Annotated in this window: 16 protein-coding genes and 1 tRNA gene; 8 read left to right on the top strand and 9 right to left on the bottom strand. The window is 45.4% G+C overall.

Translation table 11 applies throughout. The features are described from left to right. Positions 1–77: 77 nt before the first annotated feature. The 4 genes from L1D60_RS14370 to L1D60_RS14355 all read left to right on the top strand — a co-directional run bounded on the left by L1D60_RS14370 (position 78) and on the right by L1D60_RS14355 (position 6,567). Complete coding sequence (locus tag L1D60_RS14370; protein ID WP_239841638.1) at positions 78–1,886, top strand: long-chain fatty acid--CoA ligase; 1,809 nt, start codon at positions 78–80, stop codon at positions 1,884–1,886. A gap of 458 nt (positions 1,887–2,344) precedes the next feature. After that, positions 2,345–4,084 carry an acetolactate synthase 3 large subunit gene (locus tag L1D60_RS14365; RefSeq protein WP_239841637.1) on the top strand — a complete coding sequence of 580 codons (1,740 nt, stop codon included), beginning with the start codon at positions 2,345–2,347 and terminating at the stop codon, positions 4,082–4,084. Position 4,085: 1 nt separating this feature from the next. Next, on the top strand, positions 4,086–4,580 hold the full coding sequence (ilvN, locus tag L1D60_RS14360; RefSeq protein WP_032553060.1) for an acetolactate synthase small subunit: 495 nt from the start codon (positions 4,086–4,088) through the stop codon (positions 4,578–4,580). Positions 4,581–4,683: 103 nt separating this feature from the next. Beyond that, positions 4,684–6,567, top strand: coding sequence for a diguanylate cyclase (locus L1D60_RS14355; RefSeq protein ID WP_239841636.1), 1,884 nt, complete (start codon positions 4,684–4,686; stop codon positions 6,565–6,567). Positions 6,568–7,092: 525 nt separating this feature from the next. Here the strand turns inward: L1D60_RS14355 and L1D60_RS14350 are convergent. Together L1D60_RS14350 and pykF are read right to left on the bottom strand one after the other, a co-directional pair. Beyond that, on the bottom strand, positions 7,093–7,752 hold the full coding sequence (locus L1D60_RS14350) for a GntR family transcriptional regulator (RefSeq protein ID WP_275665693.1): 660 nt from the start codon (positions 7,750–7,752) through the stop codon (positions 7,093–7,095). Positions 7,753–7,940: 188 nt separating this feature from the next. Then, entirely contained in the window at positions 7,941–9,353 is a 1,413-nt protein-coding gene (pykF, locus tag L1D60_RS14345) for a pyruvate kinase PykF (RefSeq protein WP_239841635.1), read from the bottom strand. 430 nt (positions 9,354–9,783) lie between these two features. Between pykF and L1D60_RS14340 the strand changes: the two genes are divergently transcribed. Together L1D60_RS14340 and glmS are read left to right on the top strand one after the other, a co-directional pair. Next, positions 9,784–10,554: a DeoR family transcriptional regulator gene (locus L1D60_RS14340; RefSeq protein WP_032553064.1), complete on the top strand. Its 771-nt coding sequence runs from the start codon at positions 9,784–9,786 to the stop codon at positions 10,552–10,554. Positions 10,555–10,663: 109 nt separating this feature from the next. Next, positions 10,664–12,496, top strand: coding sequence for a glutamine--fructose-6-phosphate transaminase (isomerizing) (gene glmS / locus L1D60_RS14335; protein WP_239841634.1), 1,833 nt, complete (start codon positions 10,664–10,666; stop codon positions 12,494–12,496). A 75-nt stretch (positions 12,497–12,571) separates the two neighbouring features. Here glmS and L1D60_RS14330 read toward each other — a convergent pair whose 3' ends face one another. The 7 genes from L1D60_RS14330 to rpsU all read right to left on the bottom strand — a co-directional run bounded on the left by L1D60_RS14330 (position 12,572) and on the right by rpsU (position 20,236). After that, positions 12,572–13,648: a TRAP transporter substrate-binding protein gene (locus L1D60_RS14330; RefSeq protein WP_239841633.1), complete on the bottom strand. Its 1,077-nt coding sequence runs from the start codon at positions 13,646–13,648 to the stop codon at positions 12,572–12,574. 337 nt (positions 13,649–13,985) lie between these two features. Then, positions 13,986–15,254, bottom strand: coding sequence for an O-acetylhomoserine aminocarboxypropyltransferase/cysteine synthase (locus L1D60_RS14325; protein WP_239841632.1), 1,269 nt, complete (start codon positions 15,252–15,254; stop codon positions 13,986–13,988). A gap of 242 nt (positions 15,255–15,496) precedes the next feature. Next, positions 15,497–15,572 (bottom strand) — tRNA-Ile (locus L1D60_RS14320). A gap of 161 nt (positions 15,573–15,733) precedes the next feature. Beyond that, a complete protein-coding gene (gene rpoD, locus L1D60_RS14315) occupies positions 15,734–17,584 on the bottom strand; it encodes an RNA polymerase sigma factor RpoD (protein ID WP_239841631.1) in 1,851 nt (616 codons plus the stop codon). Between the two features lie 99 nt (positions 17,585–17,683). Further along, positions 17,684–19,435 carry a DNA primase gene (gene dnaG / locus L1D60_RS14310; protein WP_239841630.1) on the bottom strand — a complete coding sequence of 584 codons (1,752 nt, stop codon included), beginning with the start codon at positions 19,433–19,435 and terminating at the stop codon, positions 17,684–17,686. A gap of 116 nt (positions 19,436–19,551) precedes the next feature. After that, a complete protein-coding gene (locus L1D60_RS14305; RefSeq protein WP_239841629.1) occupies positions 19,552–19,995 on the bottom strand; it encodes a GatB/YqeY domain-containing protein in 444 nt (147 codons plus the stop codon). A gap of 25 nt (positions 19,996–20,020) precedes the next feature. Further along, the gene (gene rpsU, locus L1D60_RS14300; protein WP_001145625.1) at positions 20,021–20,236 is read right to left on the bottom strand and encodes a 30S ribosomal protein S21; all 216 of its coding nucleotides are present in this window, start codon (positions 20,234–20,236) and stop codon (positions 20,021–20,023) included. 229 nt (positions 20,237–20,465) lie between these two features. Between rpsU and tsaD the strand changes: the two genes are divergently transcribed. Both tsaD and L1D60_RS14290 read left to right on the top strand, forming a co-directional pair. Beyond that, complete coding sequence (tsaD, locus tag L1D60_RS14295) at positions 20,466–21,485, top strand: tRNA (adenosine(37)-N6)-threonylcarbamoyltransferase complex transferase subunit TsaD (protein WP_032553071.1); 1,020 nt, start codon at positions 20,466–20,468, stop codon at positions 21,483–21,485. 64 nt (positions 21,486–21,549) lie between these two features. Further along, a complete protein-coding gene (locus tag L1D60_RS14290) occupies positions 21,550–22,368 on the top strand; it encodes an alpha/beta fold hydrolase (protein WP_239841628.1) in 819 nt (272 codons plus the stop codon). Positions 22,369–22,390: the final 22 nt, after the last annotated feature.

The following is a 22,390-nucleotide window of genomic DNA, read 5'->3' as shown; positions in this document are numbered from 1 at the left end:
ATCAGTTGCCTTTTCCATGATCAGAGGTACACTTGTGCGCTCAAAAAAGCTTACAGGTGTAAGCCAAAGGTAAAGAGATGGCCAATTTAGATTTTCATATCGTAAAACGACTTCGCGAGCAGATTGCTCAGGGCGGCAACCGCACGGCTTTAAAGCATAAAGTTAATGATGTTTGGCAAGGCATTAGCTGGCAGCAATTTGGTGAACAGATCGATAAGCTGTCACTCGCACTATTGGCTCAAGGACTGAGAATCCAAGACAAAATCGGTATCTACTCAAACAACATGCCTCAATGGACTGTGGCAGATTTTGCAGCGCTACAAGCTCGTCTTGTAACTGTGCCGATTTACCCAACGAACACTGCAGCGCAGTCTTCCTACATTATTCAAAACGCAGACGTTAAAGTGCTTTTTGTTGGCGAGCAGCCACAGTTTGATGCAGCAATCAGCCTATTTGACGAGTGTGAACAGCTAGAAATCATCGTTGCAATGTCAGATGACATTGATACTCAAGCTTATGACTTTGCTATCTCTTGGCAAGAGTTCATCGAGCGAGGTCAACAGGCTCAGCAAGTTGAGTTAGACGCGCGCCTTGCCGATGCGAATATGGATGATCTGCTGACTCTTATCTATACCTCTGGTACGACTGGCCAACCGAAAGGTGTAATGCTGGACTACGCTAACATTGGCTCTCAGTTAGAAGGTCACGATGAGCGCTTAAGCCTAAGCAAAGAAGATGTTTCGCTCTGTTTCCTACCGCTATCTCACGTGTTTGAGCGTGCCTGGACTTTCTACGTCCTTTATAAAGGCGCTACTAACTGTTACCTACAAGACACAATGCAGGTGCGTGATGCACTGAGCGATGTGAAGCCAACGGTAATGTGTGCGGTTCCACGCTTTTACGAGAAGATCTTCTCAGCGATTCATGAGAAAGTATCGAAAGCACCACTGATTCGTAAGGTGCTCTTTACCTGGGCTGTGAACATGGGCGCTAAATTGGCGGCATGTCATCAAGAAGGTCGCACACCGTCTCTAATGTTGAAAAAGAGCCATGCATTAGCAGATAAGCTTGTGCTGTCTAAATTGCGTGCTCTGCTAGGTGGTAACATCAATTTCATGCCTTGTGGTGGTGCGAAGCTTGACGAAACTATTGGTCGCTTCTTCCACGCAATTGGCATCAACGTGAAGCTTGGTTACGGCATGACAGAAACCACAGCAACGGTTTCATGTTGGGATGATCGCTGCTTTAACCCGGATTCAATCGGTATGTCTATGCCGGGTGCTGAGGTGAAAATTGGCGAGCAGAACGAAATCTTAGTTCGTGGCCCAATGGTGATGCGCGGTTACTACAAAATGCCAGAAGAGACAGCTAAGACCTTTGATGAACACGGCTTCTTAAAGACTGGTGATGCGGGTCACTTCGATGAGAACGGTAACTTGTTCATCACTGATCGTATTAAAGAGTTGATGAAGACCTCTGGCGGTAAATACATTGCGCCACAAGTGGTTGAGGGTGCGATTGGTAAAGACCACTTTATCGAACAAATTGCCGTGATTGCTGATACACGTAAATTTGTTTCTGCGTTGATTGTTCCTTGTTATGACTCTCTGGAAGAGTATGCAAAAGAACTGAACATCAAGTACCACGATCGTGTTGAGCTGATTAAGCACCACCAGATTGTCGAGATGCTAGAAAAGCGCGTTAACGATCTACAGCAAGAATTGGCTAAGTTTGAGCAAGTGAAGAAATTCAAACTGTTACCAAAGGCTTTCTCTATGGACGATGGTGAACTAACACCAACTCAGAAATTGCGTCGTAAAGTGATTAACGATAAGTATCAAGACGAAATCGAAGAAATGTACACTGAAAAGCCGAAAGATAAGTAAGTTTATCTAAGTTAACTTTTTAGTTGTTTAAAAATCCCCCTAGTCGTACATGGTGACGGTTAGGGGGATTTTTTACGTCACGACATCAGGTAAATGTGCGAGAGAGCACATCTAGAACGGGGTGTTCACACTGAAAAAAGAGGGATTGTGAAATATTTAGAGTTTTTTTATTGAGTGGTGGTGGTGATTTGTTCTGACTTGGGAGTCATGAGTGGTGTTAGATGAGGTTTTCTTTCTAAAACATAGTTATATCGAATTATTGACTGTAGAAGGGTGTTAGACCCGATGATAATAAAACGTTACAGTTGTTTCGTACCACTGCTTATTGTTATCACGACGAGCAGTCATAGCCGAAAAAGTGGAAGTATTTCGAATTAGGCTACGAATAAGACCTAGACTATGTAAAAACCAGCCCCTTCGGCTTACCCAACTGAAGGAAACTGGTAAAGGAGAGCAATATGACAACTAAGCCAGAGTGCGCCCAATTATCCGGCGCGGAAATGGTAGTTCAGTCCCTAATTGAAGAAGGGGTTGAGCAGATCTTTGGTTATCCAGGCGGTTCCGTTTTGGATATCTACGATGCCCTGCACGCAAAAACAGACAAGATTAAACACGTATTAGTGCGCCACGAGCAAGCTGCAACGCATATGGCTGACGGCTACACGCGTTCAACTGGCAAGCCAGGGGTTGTACTAGTATGTTCAGGCCCGGGCGCGACCAATACCGTAACGGGTATTGCGACAGCGTACATGGACTCTATTCCAATGATCGTTATTTCAGGTAACGTGCCAAATAACTTAATTGGTAATGACGCCTTCCAAGAGTGTGATATCGTCGGTGTATCTCGTCCAATCGTAAAACACAGCTTCTTAGTGAAGAAAGCTGAAGATATCCCAGAGATCGTAAAAAAGGCCTTCTATATCTCGACCACTGGTCGACCTGGCCCAGTTGTGATTGACCTTCCTAAAGATGTACTTAATCCACAAATTAAGCTGCCGTACGAATATCCAGAAACGATTAAAATGCGTTCGTACAACCCGACCGTAACTGGTCATAAAGGACAGATTAAGAAAGCATTGAAAGCGCTTCTTGAAGCGAAGAAACCCGTTCTTTATGTCGGTGGTGGTGCCGTTATCTCTGAAGCGGATAAGCAGTTACTTAAACTTGCTGAGGCATTAAACCTGCCTGTTGTTAGTACGCTAATGGGATTAGGTGCCTTCCCAGGTACACATAAAAACTCGTTAGGCATGCTTGGTATGCATGGCCTTTACGAAGCTAATATGGCTATGCATAACGCAGATCTTATCTTTGGTGTTGGTGTTCGTTTTGATGACCGTACAACCAATAATCTTGAGAAGTACTGTCCAAACGCGAAGATCATGCACATCGATATCGATCCATCGTCGATCTCTAAAAACGTGAAAGTGGATCTGCCTATCGTAGGCTCTGCTGAGCGCGTACTTGAAAGCATGGTGAATCTGCTGATTGAGCAAGGTGGAACTAACGATGCAGAAGCGTTGGATGCATGGTGGGCTGAAATCAAAGTATGGCAAGATCGTAAATGTCTCGCCTATGAAAAATCGCCTGAGCGCATTAAACCTCAACAGGTTATCGAAACCCTGCATAAAGTGACCAATGGTGATGCGTATGTCGCTTCTGACGTAGGTCAGCACCAGATGTTCGCCGCGCTTTACTATCCATTTAATAAGCCGCGTCGTTGGATCAACTCAGGTGGTCTTGGCACTATGGGCTTTGGTCTACCTGCTGGTATGGGCGTTAAGTTTGCTAAGCCGGACGAAGAAGTTGTCGTCGTAACGGGTGATGGCAGTATTCAAATGAATATTCAAGAGCTATCAACAGCATTGCAATACAATATTCCGGTGAAAATCATTAACTTGAATAACCGTTTTTTAGGCATGGTGAAACAGTGGCAAGACATTGTTTATCAAGGCCGTCACTCAAACTCATACATGGACTCTGTGCCAGACTTTGCGGCTATTGCGGAAGCGTATGGTCACGTAGGTATGCGTATCTCTTCTCCTGACGAACTTGAATCAGGTTTAGAGAAAGCACTGGCAATGAAAGATCGCTTAGTATTTGTCGACATCAGTGTTGATGATACAGAGCACGTATACCCAATGCAGATCAAAGGCGAGGGTATGGATAACATGTGGCTAAGCAAAACGGAGAGAACATAGTATGAGACACATTATTTCGCTGTTAATGGAAAACCAACCGGGTGCACTGTCTCGAGTGGTTGGCTTGTTTTCTCAACGTGGTTACAACATTGAATCGCTCAACGTATCACCGACGGACGACCCAACGCTTTCACGTTTGAACGTCACCACTAACTCTGATGAGATGCAGCTAGAGCAGATCCAGAAGCAACTGCATAAGCTGATTGACGTACTTAAAGTACAAGAAGTTTCGGAGCTGGATCATATTGAGCGTGAGCTATTGATGGTTAAGGTGCGTGCGAGTGGTTTTGCTCGTGCAGAAGTGAAGCGTACCGCAGATATTTTCCGTGGTCAGATCGTTGATGTGACGGCTTCTCAATATACCGTTCAGATGGCGGGTACTAGTGAGAAGTTGGATGCGTTTATTCAAGCGTTGTCAGAAGTGACGGAAGTGCTTGAAGTTGCACGCAGTGGCGTGGTTGGAATTGCTCGTGGAGAGCGCTCTCTCAAAGCCTAACAAAATTGTATGATAGAAAGCCGCATTAAGTGCGGCTTTTTTATTTTGTTAATTTATAACAATGATATAATTCTCGCCATATTTACCCTATTTTGAGCAATTAATGAGAAATAAAAAAACAATCGCTACGCTTCTCGTTATTTGCGTCACCTTTTGTGCGGCTATTGGGTTGTACTATCAGCAGCGCTATCAAGATGTCAAAAAGCAAAGCTATCAAAGCACCGCTAAGCAAGCCCTTCATCAGCTTGTGTATGCTGAACGCGATTACAATGTATTGAAAGACCAACTGGTCTCTATGATGCAGCTGCTCAGCCACAGTCAAAGCTTGGTGGATTTTGCGACGTCTCCCTCCCTTGAAAACAAGAACCTGCTGGAAGAGGTTTGGCAGTCGGTATTAGTCAATCAAAGATGGTATACCCAGATTCACCTACTGGATATCGACGGCCATGAGAAGGTAAGAGTCAACTACTCATCGAGAACCGGCGTTGTTACTCTTCCAACCGACCTACAAGACAAGTCGGATTACGGCTATTTCCATTACGCACAAACTCTGGATGCTGAGGAGATTGGCGGGTGGGGAATTGAACTTGAAACGGAATATGGTGAGCTCTCTTATCCATACACACCTGTATTACGAGTGATCACTCCAGTACAAACACCTGAGCGCCGAGTTGGGTATTTGGTGATAAACCTCGATGTTTGGGGGCTGGCGTCGCGCTTAAACTTCTCTCCTGATTTTGATTTTCGTGCTGAAGTGGTGAACCAATATGGTTACTACATTGCGAGCCAAAACAAGAGCAAGCTGTTTGGTGATTCGATCCCTGAGCGTAAAGGGTTCAACCTTTCACAAATCGCCCCAAAAACTTGGCAGGCGATCTCTTCTGAGCGCATGGGTTACATGTTTGAAGACGGCAATCTATTTGCCTTCAACACCGTTGATCTTGCGCAGAAACAAAAGATGCACTTAGTGATTCAGTTGAGCTCACAGCAGTTATTAGAGAGAGCAGAGCGCGATCTCAATGACTTAGCGCACGAGCAATTGATCGTATTCTTTACCGTGATGGTGTTTGCTTTCCCTTTGGCCTATTTGGTAACCCATTACCGAAGACGTAACCTGGAGAGTAAATTGGCACGTGCTGCATTGAATGGTATGTCAGCGGTGATGATCTCTGATAGGCAGCATCGCACCATCATGACTAATAATGAATTTGAAAACATGACCGGCTATAGCCAATCGCAAGTCGATGGTAAAAATGCGCTTCGACTGCTGCTGGAAAATAGCGAACAGTTTCATACTGCCGATACCATATGGACACATCTTGAAAAGAATGATTTGTGGGAAGGTGAGGTGAGCTGTAAGAGCAAGCTTCGTATCCCTTTCACTGCAATCATGCGAGTACAAGCGGTGAAGAGTAATTCGGGTAAGGTGAGCTACTACATTACGTCGCTGGTGGACATTACGGTACGTAAAGAGCTGGAAGTCAGGCTTCGTATTCTTAGTGAAAGAGATTCACTGAGCAAGTTGTGGAATCGTCGTAAGTTTGAGGAACAATTAGCGCACTACTCTCGAATGGTAGAGCTTTACCCTAATGAAACTCAAGTGTGCCTGGCATTAATCGACATCGACAATTTTAAACGTATTAACGATGAACTTGGTCATGACGAAGGGGATCGTGTGATTGCGGGCGTTGCCGCGATCCTTCAAGAAAGTTTGAGAACGACAGACTTTGTCGCACGTGTTGGTGGTGAAGAATTTGCTATCTTAATGCCGCACACTTCCACATCAGAAGCTGGGCGAGTACTGGATCGTGTTCGAATAGAAATACAACTTTCTGGTGGGACGAAAGTCACCGTCAGTATTGGTTATACCGACCTCACAGCCAATAGTACACACTCTTACAAGTGTGCGGATATTGGTCTCTATGAGTCGAAGTCCTCGGGCCGAAACACCATCACTATTTGCTCAAGTCAGGCGGATGTTGCTTAGCGCTGAAGAGTGTTTTGTTTGCTGCCTGAGTGTCCCCTTTAGAAAATTAGAACCAACCTGTCTTATCTTTGAGAGATGCCCGTCACAATATTTGTACGATTAGACTAAAGTCTAATTTGTGTTCAAAATTGAACTAAACTGAACAATAAGTAAACTACCTTGCTTCGTAGAGTTAGTGTTGCACTGACTCTTTTTGAGAAGCCAGATCTCAAAAAGGGATGACAAAGTTAACTTAATTCAACTGCTCAGTTTCATCGACTTTTATCAGCAGAATTAGGTTAGCAGGAGCAAGAGTTAGGGATTCATACTGTCTGGTGAAATGAGGCGTGGTATGTTTGTCGATTTTTTAGTGAGATTGACCATTGGCACATTAGTGATTCTTGGTTTTAAACTCAGTGCACTGTATTTTTTGCCTATGGTGCTACTGCTCAATACTCATCATAAAGAGTTCTTTGGGTGGTAAACCAAAAAAACGGAGCCTAGAGCTCCGTTTTTTATGCATTGCGATATTCGAACTGCGCAGAATTACGCCGCTTCAATCACTTTTTCAATACGCTTCATTGAGCCCATTAGATGTTGATCGAGTAGCTCTGTTGCTTGCTCAGCGTTCTTCGCAAGTACCAGTTTCATGATCATCTCATGCTCATCGATATTGAACAGCTCTTCTGACTCTTGGTCATCGGCTAATGCTAGGAAACGGTAACGCTTCACTTGATTGATTAAGTCACTGAAGAATTCAAACATGTTCTTTGAATCCGCACCCTCTAAAAGTGCTACATGGAATTGCTGATGACGCTCTTCCCATTCTGCCCCATTAAACTCTTCTGCTACGTTGTTTACACGAGAAAGCTTGTGATATGAAGTAAGAACCTCTAGTTCCCAACTTTCGTCTCCGGTAGCGATTGCTTTTTTCAGTAGCACCGAAGAAACAACACGTAGGCTTTCGTATAGGTCGTTAAGTTCTTTCTTAGAGACAGGAGCAACCCAGCACCCTTTTTGAGGCTCAAGCTTTACATACTTGCTCCAGGATAGCTGAACGAGAGCTTCGCGAATCGGTGATGCGCCGACGTTGTATTTCTGCTTTAGATCAGCCACAACCAGTTTCTGGCCTGGGCGCAATTCACCATTAAGAATATCTTGGCGAATCATCTTGGATACTTTGTCGGTGAGAGTAGGGCTAGACATTGTGCAACCTCATGTAATTTGAATTCTTAGTCTGTTAATTCGAATTACCTAAGGATGGAATTAACAGTACGCAGTTCTATTGTTGGTTTGATAATACAGCGTACTGATTATTAGAGCAAGGTGTAATATATAAAAAAAGAGGGCCTAAGCCCTCTTTTTTATTTAACTGATGATTAAGTTCGTCAGTCTTATAGAACGTGTACAGAAGCAGTGTTCGTAGTACCTGAAGCTACTAGAGCACCAGAAACCATTACTACGATGTCGCCTTTGCTACCGAACTCAGCGTTAAGAGCGTACTCTTTACCCATTTTGTAGAATGCGTCAGTGCTGTCGATAGAATCAACAAGAACTGGACGAACACCCTTAGTAAGAACAAGCTGAGCAGCTGTCTTTTGGTTCGTCGTTAGTGCAATGATGTTTGCAGTTGGGAAGTACTTACGTACAGAACGTGCAGACTTACCACCTTCAGTAGCAACAATGATAAGTGGAGCAGCTAGTTTCTCAGCTGTGTCTACTGCACCTTTACATACCGCTTCAGTGATACGTAGGCGTGGGCTGTCTAGACGAGAACCTAGCTCAGCTTTTAGTGCGCCGTCAGTACGGTTAGCGATTTGAGCCATGATAGTTACAGCTTCAACTGGGTATTTACCTTTAGCAGTTTCACCAGAAAGCATTACAGCATCAGTACCGTCCATGATTGCGTTCGCAACGTCACCCGCTTCTGCACGAGTTGGACGTGGGTTGTTGATCATAGAATCAAGCATTTGAGTTGCTGTGATAACCATCTTACGTGCACGGTTACACTTCTCGATCATCATCTTCTGAGCGAAGATTACTTCTTCAGCTGGGATTTCAACACCTAGGTCACCACGAGCAACCATGATACCGTCAGAAAGCTCAAGAATTTCGTCGAAGTTATCAACACCTTCTTGGTTCTCAATCTTAGAGATGATGTGGATGTCGCTGCCGCCGTTCGCGTCTAGGATCTCACGGATCTCTTTAACGTCAGAAGCTTTACGGATGAAAGAAGCTGCAACGAAGTCAACGCCTTGCTCACAACCAAACTTAAGGTCGTTCTTATCTTTTTCAGATAGAGCTGGAAGTTGAACAGAAACACCAGGAAGGTTAACACCTTTGTTTTCGCCTAGTGCACCGTTGTTAAGAACTTTACACTTAACTTCAGTTTCAGTAGTAGAGATAACTTCCATTTCGATTAGGCCGTCATCTACAAGGATAGTGTTACCAACGTTTAGGTCTGCTGCGAAACCAGCGTAAGTTACCGCTACAGTCTCTTTGTTACCTACAACTGAAGTGTCAGTTGTGAAAGTGAATTCTTGACCAGCTACTAGATCTACGTCGTTGCCGCCTTCTAGCTTGATAGTACGGATTTCTGGGCCTTTAGTATCAAGAAGGATAGCCAGTTGCTTACCTACTTTGTCCATTACTTCGCGGAAGTTCGCAATACGAGTGCCGTGCTCTTCGTAGTCACCGTGAGAGAAATTAAGACGCATAACGTTCATGCCTGCGTTTACTAGTTCAGTTAGCTTCTCTACAGATTCAGTTTTAGGGCCAATCGTACATACGATTTTGGTCTTTTTCATGGAAGGTACTCTCCGGTAAGTTTTGTTACAAATTGAAATTTATCTGTTTTCTGAAGCGGCCTACCCATTTCGTCAGCATTTTGTGCCTGCTGCGATAATAGAGGGACTTATCAATTGCCCTTCAGAGTTGTAAGTCTTTCATCAATTTTAGTCATTTTATGACCAAATGATTTTGATTCAACATCGGTTTTCTGTGACTTACCCCAATATATCAGGTGAAAGTTGCAGAAAAATAACGGTCATTTTTGTAATTTTTTTTCTTTTCGGGTGCGGATTCTACCACCGAATGAATTCAATATCACTGCTTAACAATTGTCTTAGGACAAGGTTTTAGCGCTATTTATTAATTTTTTGGATCGAAATAAATGGACTAAATGGTTTCGTTGTAACTATAATATCTTTCATATCGAAACTTATGGTTCATTTTTAAATGTCGAAACGAAACACTCAGCTCAGAAGACACGCAATTTCTAATCTAGTTAACGAGAAAGGCGAGGTTAGTGTTGATGAATTGTCCGCTAAGTTCGAAACCTCGGAAGTCACAATTAGAAAGGATTTGGCGTCTTTAGAGAAAAATGGTCAGCTTTTACGCCGATATGGCGGTGCTGTTTCATTGCCGAAAGAAGTTGTGAATGATGAGATAGGCAAAAAAGTTTCGACTCGAAAGCTTTCGTTGGCAAAAGCTGCAGCCGACCTGATTCGTGACCATAACCGCATCGTGATCGACAGCGGTAGCACGACAGGTGCTCTGATCGAACAGCTAAATAGTAAGCGTGGTTTGGTTGTAATGACCAACTCGTTGCACGTTGCTAACGCCCTAAATGAACTAGAAAGCGAACCTACTCTGCTAATGACGGGCGGAACCTGGGATACACACTCAGATTCGTTCCAAGGTCAGGTCGCAGAATCAGTTTTGCGCGCTTATGACTTTGACCAATTGTTTATCGGTGCTGATGGCATCGATCTTGAAAGAGGTACTACAACATTTAATGAGCTAGTCGGGCTGAGTAAGGTCATGGCAGAAGTATCACGTGAAGTTGTAGTGATGGTTGAATCAGAGAAAGTAGGTCGAAAAATCCCAAATCTTGAGCTGTCTTGGGAGCACATTGATGTCTTGATTACTGATACCGAACTGGCCGAAGAAGCCAAACAGAGTATTGAGTCTCAAGGGGTGCGTGTGATCCTCACCGAGCCAGTATAGAAACTAAATTTAAAATATATGCATTTAACTTCCTATAATTAGATCTCTATGAGACATGGCCTTTGCTTGCTGCCAGATAGGAATAACCAAAAATTGATGGAGTAACATTATGTGTGGAATTGTTGGTGCTGTAGCACAACGTGACGTAGCTGAAATCTTAGTAGAGGGTCTACGCCGTCTTGAGTACCGTGGTTACGACTCTGCGGGTGTCGCGGTTGTGGATAGCGAATCCAACCTAACTCGTGTACGTCGCTTAGGTAAGGTACAAGAGCTGGCTGACGCAGTTGAAGCGCAACAAGTTATTGGCGGTACAGGTATCGCTCATACACGTTGGGCAACACACGGTGAGCCTTCTGAAGCGAACGCACACCCACACATGTCTGGTGACATTGCAGTTGTTCACAACGGCATCATCGAAAACCACGAAGAGCTGCGTACACTTCTTCAAGGTCGTGGCTATGAGTTCACGTCTCAAACGGATACTGAAGTTATTGCTCACCTAGTTGAGTGGGAACTGCGTACTTCTGAGACGCTAGTTGAAGCATTGCAAAAAACTGCGAAACAACTAGACGGTGCATATGGCACAGTAGCCGTTGATCGTAAAGATCCTTCACGCATTGTTGTTGCTCGTTCTGGTAGCCCAATCGTAATCGGTTTTGGTGTTGGCGAGAACTTCCTAGCATCTGACCAACTAGCACTACTTAGCGTAACACGCCGTTTCATGTACCTAGAAGAGGGTGATGTTGCTGAAGTGACTCGTCGTGACGTTAACGTGTTTGACGCAAGTGGTGAGCCTGTAGAGCGTGAAATCGTTGAATCTAACGCAGAGCACGATGCTGGTGATAAAGGCCAATACCGTCACTTCATGCAAAAAGAGATCTTCGAGCAACCAACAGCTCTGATCAACACAATGGAAGGTCGTATCTCAGACACTTCTGTTATTACTAACGCGATTGGCGTGAAAGCTGAAGAGATCCTAAGTAAAGTTGAACACGTTCAAATCATCGCATGTGGTACGTCTTACAACTCGGGTATGGCGGCACGTTACTGGTTTGAATCTCTAGCGGGCGTTAGCTGTGACGTAGAGATCGCTTCTGAGTTCCGTTACCGTGACTTCGTAGTTCGTCCAAACAGCCTACTTGTGACGCTTTCTCAATCTGGTGAGACAGCAGATACGTTAGCAGCACTTCGTCTTGCGAAAGAGAAAGGCTACATGTCAGCGATGACTATCTGTAACGTAGCGGGTTCTTCACTGGTACGTGAATCTGACTTTGCGTTTATGACTCGCGCTGGTACAGAGATCGGTGTTGCTTCAACAAAAGCGTTTACCACTCAACTTGCAGCAATGCTGATGATGGTAACGTCGATTGGTCGCCTACAAGGTCGTATCGATGAAGCGAAAGAGACGGAAATCGTTCAAGCGCTACACCAACTGCCAACAGACATCGAAAAAGCTCTGGCATTTGACAAAGAGATCGAAGCACTAGCAACAGACTTCGCAGACAAGCACCACACACTGTTCCTAGGTCGTGGCGAGTACTACCCAATCGCGATGGAAGCGTCTCTTAAACTAAAAGAGATCTCTTACATCCACGCAGAAGCATACGCTGCGGGTGAGCTTAAGCACGGTCCATTGGCTCTGATTGATGCAGATATGCCAGTAGTGGTTATTGCACCAAGTAACGATCTGCTAGAGAAGCTGAAATCAAACGTTGAAGAAGTTCGTGCGCGTGGTGGTCTACTTTACGTATTCGCAGACGAAGATGCTGGCTTTGAAAGCGATGAGAACATGAAGATCATTAAGATGCCTCACGTAAGTGAAGTAACAGCACCTATCTACTACACAGTTCCAATGCAGCTGCTGTCTTACCACGTAGCGCTAATCAAAGGTACTGACGTTGACCAACCACGTAACCTAGCGAAAGCGGTAACGGTAGAGTAAGTTCACTTGCTTCTGTAAATATACGAAAGCCCATCATCATGATGGGCTTTTTTGTTTTTCAGTATTGAGCCTTGATTATTCGTGGTTGAGGTAGGCCTTGGTTGAGATATTGGTCCACGCGCGTACTTTCTTGGTGTATTCGGCTTGAGAGTCGATGATTTTCTTCGCTAGAGGATCTTTTGCTGCTTGTTCGGCAAGGAGTTCATCGGTTGCAGAGCGCATGGTTTGCAGTACTTCTGGCGGGAAGTCACGAACCTTGATGTCTGGGTAGTCCGACAGCATGGTGGCCCAGCTGTTGGCGTTGGCATCCAGCGCTTGGGTGTACATGTCAAAGGCTGCCACTCGGAAAGAAGTCTCTAGGATCAGCTGAAGGTCTTTTGGTAGCTTATCCCAAGTCTTTTTGTTCACTAAGAACTGAGTCTCTGATCCCGGCTCATGCCAAGCGGTATAGTAGTAAGGTGCAATCTTTTGAAAGCCCATACGCAGGTCAAAGGCAGGTCCAACCCATTCAAGTGCGTCAATTGTGCCACGCTCTAGAGAAGTATAAAGTTCGCCCGGTGCAATATTGGTTGGCTTGGCTCCAACCTTTGCAAATACCTCACCAGCAAAACCTGGGATGCGCATCTTCAAGCCTCTAAGGTCTTCGATTGAGTTGATCTCTTTCTTAAACCAGCCACCCATTTGAATATCCGAGTTACCACCAGGGAAGGAGAGCAGGTTATGTGGCGCATACACCTCTTGCATCAGCTCCATGCCACCGCCTTGGTAAAACCATGCGTATTGCTCGGTGGTCATCATGCCAAATGGCATAGAAGAGAAGTAGAGCGTATTCGGCACCTTACCTTTCCAGTAGTAAGAGCTTGAGTGTCCTAAATCGTATTGACCCGATTTCACCATATCGAACACCCCAAGTGGTGCTTTGTGTTTATTGGCTGAGTCAATGCGGATTTGCAGGCGGCCGTTAGACATTTCATTAGCTAACTTAGCCATGTTCTTGCTGGCGTCACCGAGGATTGGGGTATTCGGTCCCCATGTTTCAGCAAGCTTTAAACGATACACTTTTTCTGCGGCGTGAGCGGAGAGTGAAACTGTTGCGAGCAGCGCCACTGAGGCTGCTTTGATTAGAGGGATGATTTTATTTCGAGTCGTCATGAGATTCCCGTTATCGGCTGTCATTATTATAGGTTTGACTTAGATTCCCGAGTTCCATCGACAAGGTCAATCGAGCTGATGAGGCAAGAAGTGAGTAGCGATAGTTGTTTTGTTCAAGTTTGAGCAAGCTATAAATTCATTTGGGAAGAGATAACCTTCTTATGTAGAAAGATATTCTGATAGAAAGGGGGAAGTAGGGAAGATATCGTTATTGTCTAATTGATATGCCAATCACAGAACGATGGGACTGATAGCCCATCGTAAATCGAGTGATTAAAGTAAATAGACCAGCACATGGTGGCTGGTCTATAGCGTTGATTGTTATAGAAGCTTAACGTTAAGCGTTCAGTGCTTGCTCCAAGTCGGCAAGAATATCGTCAATATGCTCGATACCTACAGATAGGCGAATCATTTCCGGAGACACGCCTGCTTGCTTCTGTTCTTGCTCACTTAACTGACGGTGAGTTGTTGAAGCTGGGTGACACGCTAGCGACTTCGCATCGCCGATATTCACCAAGCGCTTAAAGATTTGTAGTGCGTCATAGAAGCGAACACCAGCTTCATAGCCATCTTTGAGACCGAAAGATAAGATAGCAGAAGGTTTACCCTGCATGTATTTCTCAGCCAGCGGGTAGAACTCGGAGTCCGGCAAGCCGGCATAACTTACCCAGCTTACTTTGTCATGTTGCTTGAGGTACTCAGCCACCTTAAGAGCGTTTTCAGTGTGACGCTCCATGCGCAGTGATAGTGTCTCTAAACCCTGCATCAGCATAAAGGAGTTCATTGGTGAGAGTGCTGAGCCGGTGTTGCGCAGAGGTACAGTGCGCGCTCTGCCGATAAACGCAGCCTCACCAAAGGCTTCGGTATACACCACGCCATGGTAAGACGGTTCAGGTTGGTTGAATACTGGGAATCGATCTTTATGTTCAGCCCACGGGAACTTACCCGAATCCACGATTACGCCACCGAGCGTTGTGCCATGTCCACCGACATATTTTGTAAGAGAGTGCACCACAATGTCGGCACCAAATTCTATAGGTTTACACAGCACTGGTGTCGCGACTGTGTTATCAACGATCACGGGTACGCCTTGAGCGTGAGCAAGCTCGGCAACACGCTCTAGGTCGATGATATTACCAGCTGGGTTGCCAATACTTTCGCAGTACACTGCTTTGGTGTTCTCATCGATGAGTTCGGCTAAGCTTTCAGGTTTGTCATCTTTAGCAAAGCGCACTTCAATACCTTGATTTGGCAGCATGTGTGCAAATAGGGTGTAAGTACCACCGTATAGCTGAGGGGTAGAAACAATGTTATCGCCTATCTGTGCCAGCGTTTGAATCGCATAGTTGATCGCTGCACTGCCCGCGCTCACAACCAGTCCTGCAATGCCACCCTCTAGTGCCGCCATTCGTTTCTCTAACACGTCATTGGTTGGGTTCATGATACGGGTATAGATGTTACCTGGGACTTCGAGGTTGAAGAGGTCGGCGCCGTGTTGAGCATCATCGAACTCATAAGCCACAGTTTGATAGATCGGAGTGGCAACAGATTTGGTTGTAGGGTCGGTCTCGTAACCAAAGTGGATCGAGAGTGTTTCGTCTTTCATGTGTCTTCCCTGAACGATTGATTGAATTATGACCTCTTATATTGCCGACTTTTTTATAGAAAAAACGCAAATTGAGTCACAGGTAAGTGATTGAATACAGCGTGCTGTGAAGAAGCATTGAGGAAACTGACATCAGAGATGTTGCAAGTTGGTTGGCAATTGGAAAGACGGGGACTGAAAAATTATTCAGCCCACAAAAGCAAAAAGCCAGAGCAGCGTGAACTGTTCTGGCTTTTCTAATTTGGTGGCCCCTCCCAGATTTGAACTGGGGACCGAACGATTATGAGTCGTGCGCTCTAACCACTGAGCTAAGGGGCCGTAGGGCAATGATTATAGGGGATGCAATGGGTGGTGTCTAGCCACTAAATGGGGCAATTGCGCTTAGTTCTTAGCCACTTAAATCATATAGATACAAAAAAGGTGAGCCAACGCTCACCTTTCTTCTTATATGCTTAAAAGCTAGCCAATCTCGCGTGAGATTACTCGTCTAGGAAACTACGTAGAGTTTCAGAGCGGCTTGGGTGACGTAGCTTACGTAGCGCTTTTGCTTCGATTTGACGGATACGTTCACGAGTTACGTCGAACTGCTTACCAACCTCTTCTAGAGTGTGGTCAGTGTTCATGTCGATACCGAAACGCATACGCAGTACTTTAGCCTCACGAGGAGTTAGGCCAGCTAGAACGTCTTTAGTTGCACCGCGTAGGCTAGTTGCCGTCGCAGAGTCTAGAGGCAGTTCTAGTGTTGTATCCTCGATGAAGTCACCTAGATGCGAATCTTCGTCGTCACCGATTGGTGTCTCCATAGAGATAGGCTCTTTAGCGATCTTCAGTACTTTACGGATCTTGTCTTCAGGCATTTGCATGCGCTCAGCCAACTCTTCCGGTAGTGGTTCACGGCCCATCTCTTGTAGCATTTGACGAGAGATACGGTTTAGTTTGTTGATCGTTTCGATCATGTGAACCGGAATACGGATAGTACGAGCTTGGTCGGCAATCGAACGAGTGATTGCTTGACGGATCCACCATGTCGCGTAAGTCGAGAACTTGTAACCACGACGGTATTCGAACTTATCTACCGCTTTCATCAGACCGATGTTACCTTCTTGGATTAGATCCAGGAATTGTAGACCACGGTTGGTGTACTTCTTAGCAATCGAGATTACTAGACGTAAGTTCGCTTCAACCATCTCTTTCTTCGCACGGCGAGCTTTTGCTTCACCAATAGACATACGACGGCTGATGTCTTTAATGCTTTGTACTGTTAGTGATGTCTCTTTCTCAATCATATCCAGTTTCTGGATAGAGCGGCGGATATCACTTTCGTTACGTTTGATCTTCTCTGCATATGGCTTGTCTGAAGCTAGAACTTCATCCAACCATGCTTCGCTAGATTCGTTGCCTGTGAATAGGGCAATGAAAGATTTCTTCGGCATTTTGCCGTACTCAACTGTTTGGCGCATGATTAGGCGCTCTTGAGTACGTACACGATCCATTGAAGTGCGAAGTTCATTAACTAGATAATCGAACTGTTTTGGCGTTAGGCGGAACTCTTTGAACACGTCTTGCATCATGGTTGTTGCAAGAACAGCTTTCGGGCTTTCTGCGCCGTATTCGTTGATCGCTAGCTGACGATTTTGGAAGCTTGTGCGAAGTGCAGTGAATTTCTCAAGAGCAAGCTCAGGGTCGATACCTGTATCTTCTTCTTCCTCTTCAGAATCGTCTTCTTCGTCTACGTCTTCAGCATCTTCATCGTCAAGATCAGATTCTGCCAGCTCAGAACCGATATGCGTCGCTGTTGGTGCTGCAGTACCATCGTCATCTGGGTCAACGAAACCGCTAATCAGATCGGTAAGGCGCAGCTCTTCAGCTTGAACTTTGTCAAACTGCTCTAAGATGTATGGGATAGTGCCAGGGTATTCAGCAACAGAAAGCTGAACTTGGTTGATACCATCTTCGATACGCTTAGCAATATCGATTTCGCCTTCACGAGTCAGTAGCTCAACAGTACCCATCTCACGCATGTACATACGTACTGGGTCAGTTGTACGGCCGATCTCGTTTTCTACGCTTGAAAGCGCAGCTGCTGCCGCTTCGGCTGCATCTTCATCTGTGATGGTATCGTCATCATTTAGGGCTAGATCATCGGCATCAGGTGCGGTTTCTACAACCTTGATACCCATGTCGTTAATCATCTGAATGATGTCTTCTACCTGTTCAGAATCAACAATTTCTGCAGGTAGGTGGTCGTTTACTTCGGCGTAGGTCAGATAGCCTTGTTCCTTGCCTTTAATAACAAGTAATTTTAGCTGTGACTGCGGATTTTGATCCATAGATGATATCCAACTTCAGGTCTGGTGAAGGACGTTGCATTTTTAAATGCAAACCATAAATGTTAACAAATTTTATCAATGCTGACTAATCAATCAGGGTTACGCTTTTAAATCTAGCATCAAGGCTAGCAGCTCCCTTTTTTCTTCGGCTGATAAACCGACACTTCTTGCTTTGGCCTGCAGGTTTTCAATTTGCTTTTCTACGCACTGGGCAAGAATATTGTCCAATGAGTCTAAGAATATATCTTCTTGATTGTCATCATCGAGGGGGATTTCCCAGCTCGCGAGACGAGACAGAAGTGCCTCATGTTTACTGTGTCGCCAGTGCTCTAATAACTGGCCGGTGTTGATATGGGGGTTAGTATGGCATTTATCAAGTACCTCAACGAATAAACTTAAACCAGGTAATGGTAAGTCTCGAACACTCGATAAATCCGGTACCATATCAGCATAGCTCGGATTTTGTAGAAGCAAAGCGATCACTTCTCGCATAGGGGTGCGTTTAAGCTCTTTATGCGGTTGAGGGCTAGAGCTCTTGTTATGAACTCTAGCTCGTCTTAGCTGATTATCAAACCCAGTGCGCTCATCCAGTAACTTTTCGAGCAGTTCTTGGAAGTAGCTATCAGGAATTTTATTGATCAGTGCACTGGCATGGGCTCTCAACGCCGATTTACCTTCGGTTGTTCCAAGGTTTAATTGATGAATTTCAATCAGGTTGTCGAACAAGTAGGTAGAAAGTGGCGTTGCGTTTTGAACCAGTTGTTCAAAGGCCTCTTTGCCGTGCTGTCTAATATAGCTGTCTGGGTCCTCGCCATCTGGCAAGAACAGAAACTTCAGGGTATTCCCGGTCTTTAAATACTCAAGTGCATTTTCCAGTGCGCGCCAAGCGGCTTCTTTACCCGCTCTGTCACCATCATAACAACACACAACCGTGTGGGTTTGACGGAACAGCATCTGGATATGATCACCCGTTGTCGAAGTGCCCAGCGAGGCGACGGAATAATCTACGCCATATTGCGCTAGTGCGACAACATCCATGTAACCTTCAACCACCAAGACTTGAGGTGGCTCACGGTAAGCCTGTAAGACTTCGTAAAGACCGTATAGCTCTTTGCCTTTATGGAAGATCGGAGTCTCAGGGGAGTTGAGGTACTTTGGTGTTCCATCTTCAAGAACACGGCCACCAAAACCAATCACTCGACCACGACGATCGCGAATCGGGAACATGATGCGTCCACGAAAACGGTCGTATCGGTTACCCTTGTCGTTTTCGATTAACATGCCGCCCGTGACCAGCATGTCCTGCGCTTCTTTTTGTTGGCCGAAATTCTTACGAACTAAATCCCACTCATCGGCAACGTAACCAATCCCAAACTTCTGTACGATTTCGCCCGACAGACCTCGATTCTTGAGGTAATCAATCGCAGGCTTACTCGCCGAGAGTTTGAGCTGTGAGCGGTAAAATTGGCTGATACCACCCATTAGGTCATATAGGTTACGCTTTTGCTCTGTGTTGGCTCGCGGTTGAGTTGAAATAGCACCGCTGCGCTGTTCACGAGGCACTTCTAGACCAAGGAAACTCGCAAGCTCTTCAATGGCTTCAACAAATTCGAGGCGCTCAAACTCCATAATGAAGTCGATCGCGTTACCGTGCACGCCACAACCAAAACAGTGATAGAACTGCTTTTCTTGGCTTACGCTAAAAGAGGGGGTTTTTTCGTTGTGAAATGGACAACAAGCACCATAGTTTTTGCCCTTTTTCTTAAGTTTTACGCGTGCGTCAATGATGTCGACGATATCGAGACGCGCGAGGAGGTCATCAATGAAACTACGTGGGATAATTCCAGCCATAAAACCTTAGAAAAATGCACTAACAGAGAGTGATGATAATAGTTTGAATAGGTAGCAGATACAAACAAGCCGTGCGTTCCATAGGATTGCACGGCTTGTTGCAATTTGATTTGGGATTAAGCGAGTTTAGAACGAACTAAACCACTAACTTTACCCATATCTGCACGCCCTTGAATTTGTGGTTTCAAGATAGCCATTACTTTACCCATGTCTTGCATGCCCGCTGGCTGAGCTTCAGCAATTGCGCTATCAAGTAGTGCGATTACTTCTTCTTCTGTTAGCGGTTGAGGCATAAAGCCTTCAAGTACAGCAATTTCTGCTTGTTCCACGTCAGCAAGATCTTGACGACCTGCCGATTCATATTGAGCAACAGAATCGCGACGCTGTTTAACCATTTTAACTAGAACAGCAAGGATGTCGTCATCGCCCAGAGTAATCTGTTCGTCAACTTCACGTTGCTTAATAGCTGAAAGAGCTAAACGGATAGTGCCAAGGCGCGGTTTGTCCTTGGCTTTCATCGCTAATTTTTGCTCTTCTTTGAGTTGTTCAATAAGAGCCATAACTCAGTCCTTATGGATTAAGTTATTAGTACAGGCGAACGCGACGTGCGTTTTCGCGAGCTAGCTTCTTAGCGTGACGCTTTTGAGCTGCTGCTTTAGCGCGTTTGCGAACTGTAGTTGGTTTTTCATAGTGCTCACGACGACGCACTTCAGAAAGGATACCTGCTTTTTCGCAAGAGCGCTTGAAACGACGTAGTGCAACGTCGAACGGTTCGTTTTCACGTACTTTAACTACTGGCATATGCCTTTCACCTCAGGGGTTATTCGTTAACGCTGGTAACTTAGTGAACTGAACTTAAATATTCAGTCTTAACCAGCTTGATCAAAAATGGTGCGGAATTTTAATCCGATCACAGTGGCTTTGTAAAGCACTTTGTCGATTATAGTCTGTACAATATTTGTTTGCTGAGCTTAGGCAGGGTAATATTGCGCTAATTTCCCATTAAAGATGAAAGCGTGCCGAGAAAATTATGCGCATTATTGGTATTGAAACCTCTTGTGATGAAACAGGAATCGCAATTTATGATGATGAGCAAGGTCTGCTTTCTCATCAACTCTACAGCCAAGTAAAACTGCACGCCGATTATGGTGGTGTTGTTCCTGAGCTTGCATCACGTGACCACGTGAAGAAAACTATTCCACTGATTAAAGCGGCTCTTAAAGAGGCAAACTTAACCTCTAAAGACATTGATGGTGTTGCTTATACGGCAGGTCCAGGTTTGGTTGGTGCTCTGCTTGTTGGTGCGACGATTGGTCGCAGTATTGCTTACGCTTGGGGTGTTCCTGCTGTTCCTGTACACCACATGGAAGGCCACCTGCTTGCTCCGATGTTAGAAGACAATCCACCACCATTCCCATTTGTGGCACTGTTGGTATCGGGTGGTCACACTATGATGGTTGAAGTAAAAGGCATTGGCGAATACCGCATTCTGGGTGAATCGATTGATGATGCAGCCGGCGAAGCGTTTGATAAAACCGCTAAGCTGATGGGCTTAGACTACCCTGGTGGCCCACTGCTGTCTCGTTTAGCAGAAAAGGGCACGCCGGGTCGCTTTAAGTTCCCGCGTCCTATGACAGATCGTCCAGGCTTAGATATGAGCTTCTCAGGTCTAAAAACTTTTGCTGCTAACACCATTCGCGACAATGACGATAGCGAACAGACTCGTGCAGATATCGCATACGCGTTCCAAGAAGCGGTTTGTGGCACCTTGGTAATCAAGTGTAAGCGTGCCTTGGCGGAAACGGGTATGAAACGTATAGTAATTGCTGGTGGCGTAAGTGCAAACAAGCAGTTACGAGCAGAACTTGAAGCGCTAGCGAAGAAGATTGGCGGTGAGGTTTACTACCCTCGCACTGAATTTTGTACTGATAACGGTGCAATGATCGCTTATGCAGGTATGCAGCGTCTTAAAAACGGTGAAGTGGCTGATCTTTCTGTTCAAGCGACACCACGCTGGCCTATCGATCAGCTTGAGCCAATTGCTGAGTAATCGAATCTGAATAAATGAACGACCGCTGCAGTAGCGGCCGTTTTTATATGACTTAGGGAAGAAAATGAACAATTTCACGATTGAAAACCAAAACATGGCGTACCTAGATGAAGGGCAGGGGCCTGTGCTCGTGTTTGGTCACAGCTACCTCTGGGATAGTGCAATGTGGCAGCCTCAGCTAGAAGCACTGAAATCTAAGTACCGTTGTATTGTTCCGGAACTTTGGTCACACGGCCAATCTGATGCGGCGCCAAGCTCAATGCGCACGCTAAAGGATTATGCTCAACATGTTTTGGCTCTGTTGGATCATTTAGGTGTAGAGGAGTTCTCGATTGTCGGCCTATCAGTAGGTGGCATGTGGGGTACAGAATTGGTTGAGTTGGCGCCATCTCGCGTGAAAACACTGGTGCTGATGGATACCTTTGTTGGTCTAGAGCCGGAAGTGGCACACGCTAAGTACTTCGCTATGCTAGATACCATCGCACAAACAAAAATGGTTCCACCACCGATTGTTGAAGCGGTTGTTCCACTGTTCTTTGCTAATCAAGCAGAACAAAATAGCCCTGAGCTAGTGAAAGGCTTTACTGAGTTTCTATCTCAGCTAAACGGTGAGCACGCCGAGCAGGTGGCGCGCATTGGGCGTATCGTCTTCGGACGCCGCGATATGATCGAATCGATTGAGAAGTTCGCTCTGCCGGTACTGGTTGCTGTGGGGCAAGAAGACAAACCTCGTCCAGTATTGGAATCTTACTTAATGCACGATTGCATTGCCGGTAGTGAGTTGGCTGTCATTCCAAATGCCGGTCATATTAGCAGCTTAGAGCAACCGGATTTTGTCAACGAGATGCTTGCGCTCTTCTTAGATAAACATCTATTGGTGTAATCGAATTAGCAACGAAATGATG

It is taken from the genome of Vibrio sp. Isolate30, assembly GCF_022397975.1.
GTDB lineage: Bacteria > Pseudomonadota > Gammaproteobacteria > Enterobacterales > Vibrionaceae > Vibrio > Vibrio fortis.
The sequence above is the reverse complement of the archived record's forward strand: the minus strand, read 5'-3'. Positions and strand labels throughout refer to the sequence as shown.

Coding starts and splice junctions, on each gene's coding strand:
- L1D60_RS14370 (WP_239841638.1), top strand. CDS start 78: ATGGCCAATTTAGATTTTCATATCGTAAAACGACTTCGCGAGCAGATT.
- L1D60_RS14365 (WP_239841637.1), top strand. CDS start 2,345: ATGACAACTAAGCCAGAGTGCGCCCAATTATCCGGCGCGGAAATGGTA.
- ilvN (WP_032553060.1), top strand. CDS start 4,086: ATGAGACACATTATTTCGCTGTTAATGGAAAACCAACCGGGTGCACTG.
- L1D60_RS14355 (WP_239841636.1), top strand. CDS start 4,684: ATGAGAAATAAAAAAACAATCGCTACGCTTCTCGTTATTTGCGTCACC.
- L1D60_RS14350 (WP_275665693.1), bottom strand. CDS start 7,752: ATGTCTAGCCCTACTCTCACCGACAAAGTATCCAAGATGATTCGCCAA.
- pykF (WP_239841635.1), bottom strand. CDS start 9,353: ATGAAAAAGACCAAAATCGTATGTACGATTGGCCCTAAAACTGAATCT.
- L1D60_RS14340 (WP_032553064.1), top strand. CDS start 9,784: ATGTCGAAACGAAACACTCAGCTCAGAAGACACGCAATTTCTAATCTA.
- glmS (WP_239841634.1), top strand. CDS start 10,664: ATGTGTGGAATTGTTGGTGCTGTAGCACAACGTGACGTAGCTGAAATC.
- L1D60_RS14330 (WP_239841633.1), bottom strand. CDS start 13,648: ATGACGACTCGAAATAAAATCATCCCTCTAATCAAAGCAGCCTCAGTG.
- L1D60_RS14325 (WP_239841632.1), bottom strand. CDS start 15,254: ATGAAAGACGAAACACTCTCGATCCACTTTGGTTACGAGACCGACCCT.
- rpoD (WP_239841631.1), bottom strand. CDS start 17,584: ATGGATCAAAATCCGCAGTCACAGCTAAAATTACTTGTTATTAAAGGC.
- dnaG (WP_239841630.1), bottom strand. CDS start 19,435: ATGGCTGGAATTATCCCACGTAGTTTCATTGATGACCTCCTCGCGCGT.
- L1D60_RS14305 (WP_239841629.1), bottom strand. CDS start 19,995: ATGGCTCTTATTGAACAACTCAAAGAAGAGCAAAAATTAGCGATGAAA.
- rpsU (WP_001145625.1), bottom strand. CDS start 20,236: ATGCCAGTAGTTAAAGTACGTGAAAACGAACCGTTCGACGTTGCACTA.
- tsaD (WP_032553071.1), top strand. CDS start 20,466: ATGCGCATTATTGGTATTGAAACCTCTTGTGATGAAACAGGAATCGCA.
- L1D60_RS14290 (WP_239841628.1), top strand. CDS start 21,550: ATGAACAATTTCACGATTGAAAACCAAAACATGGCGTACCTAGATGAA.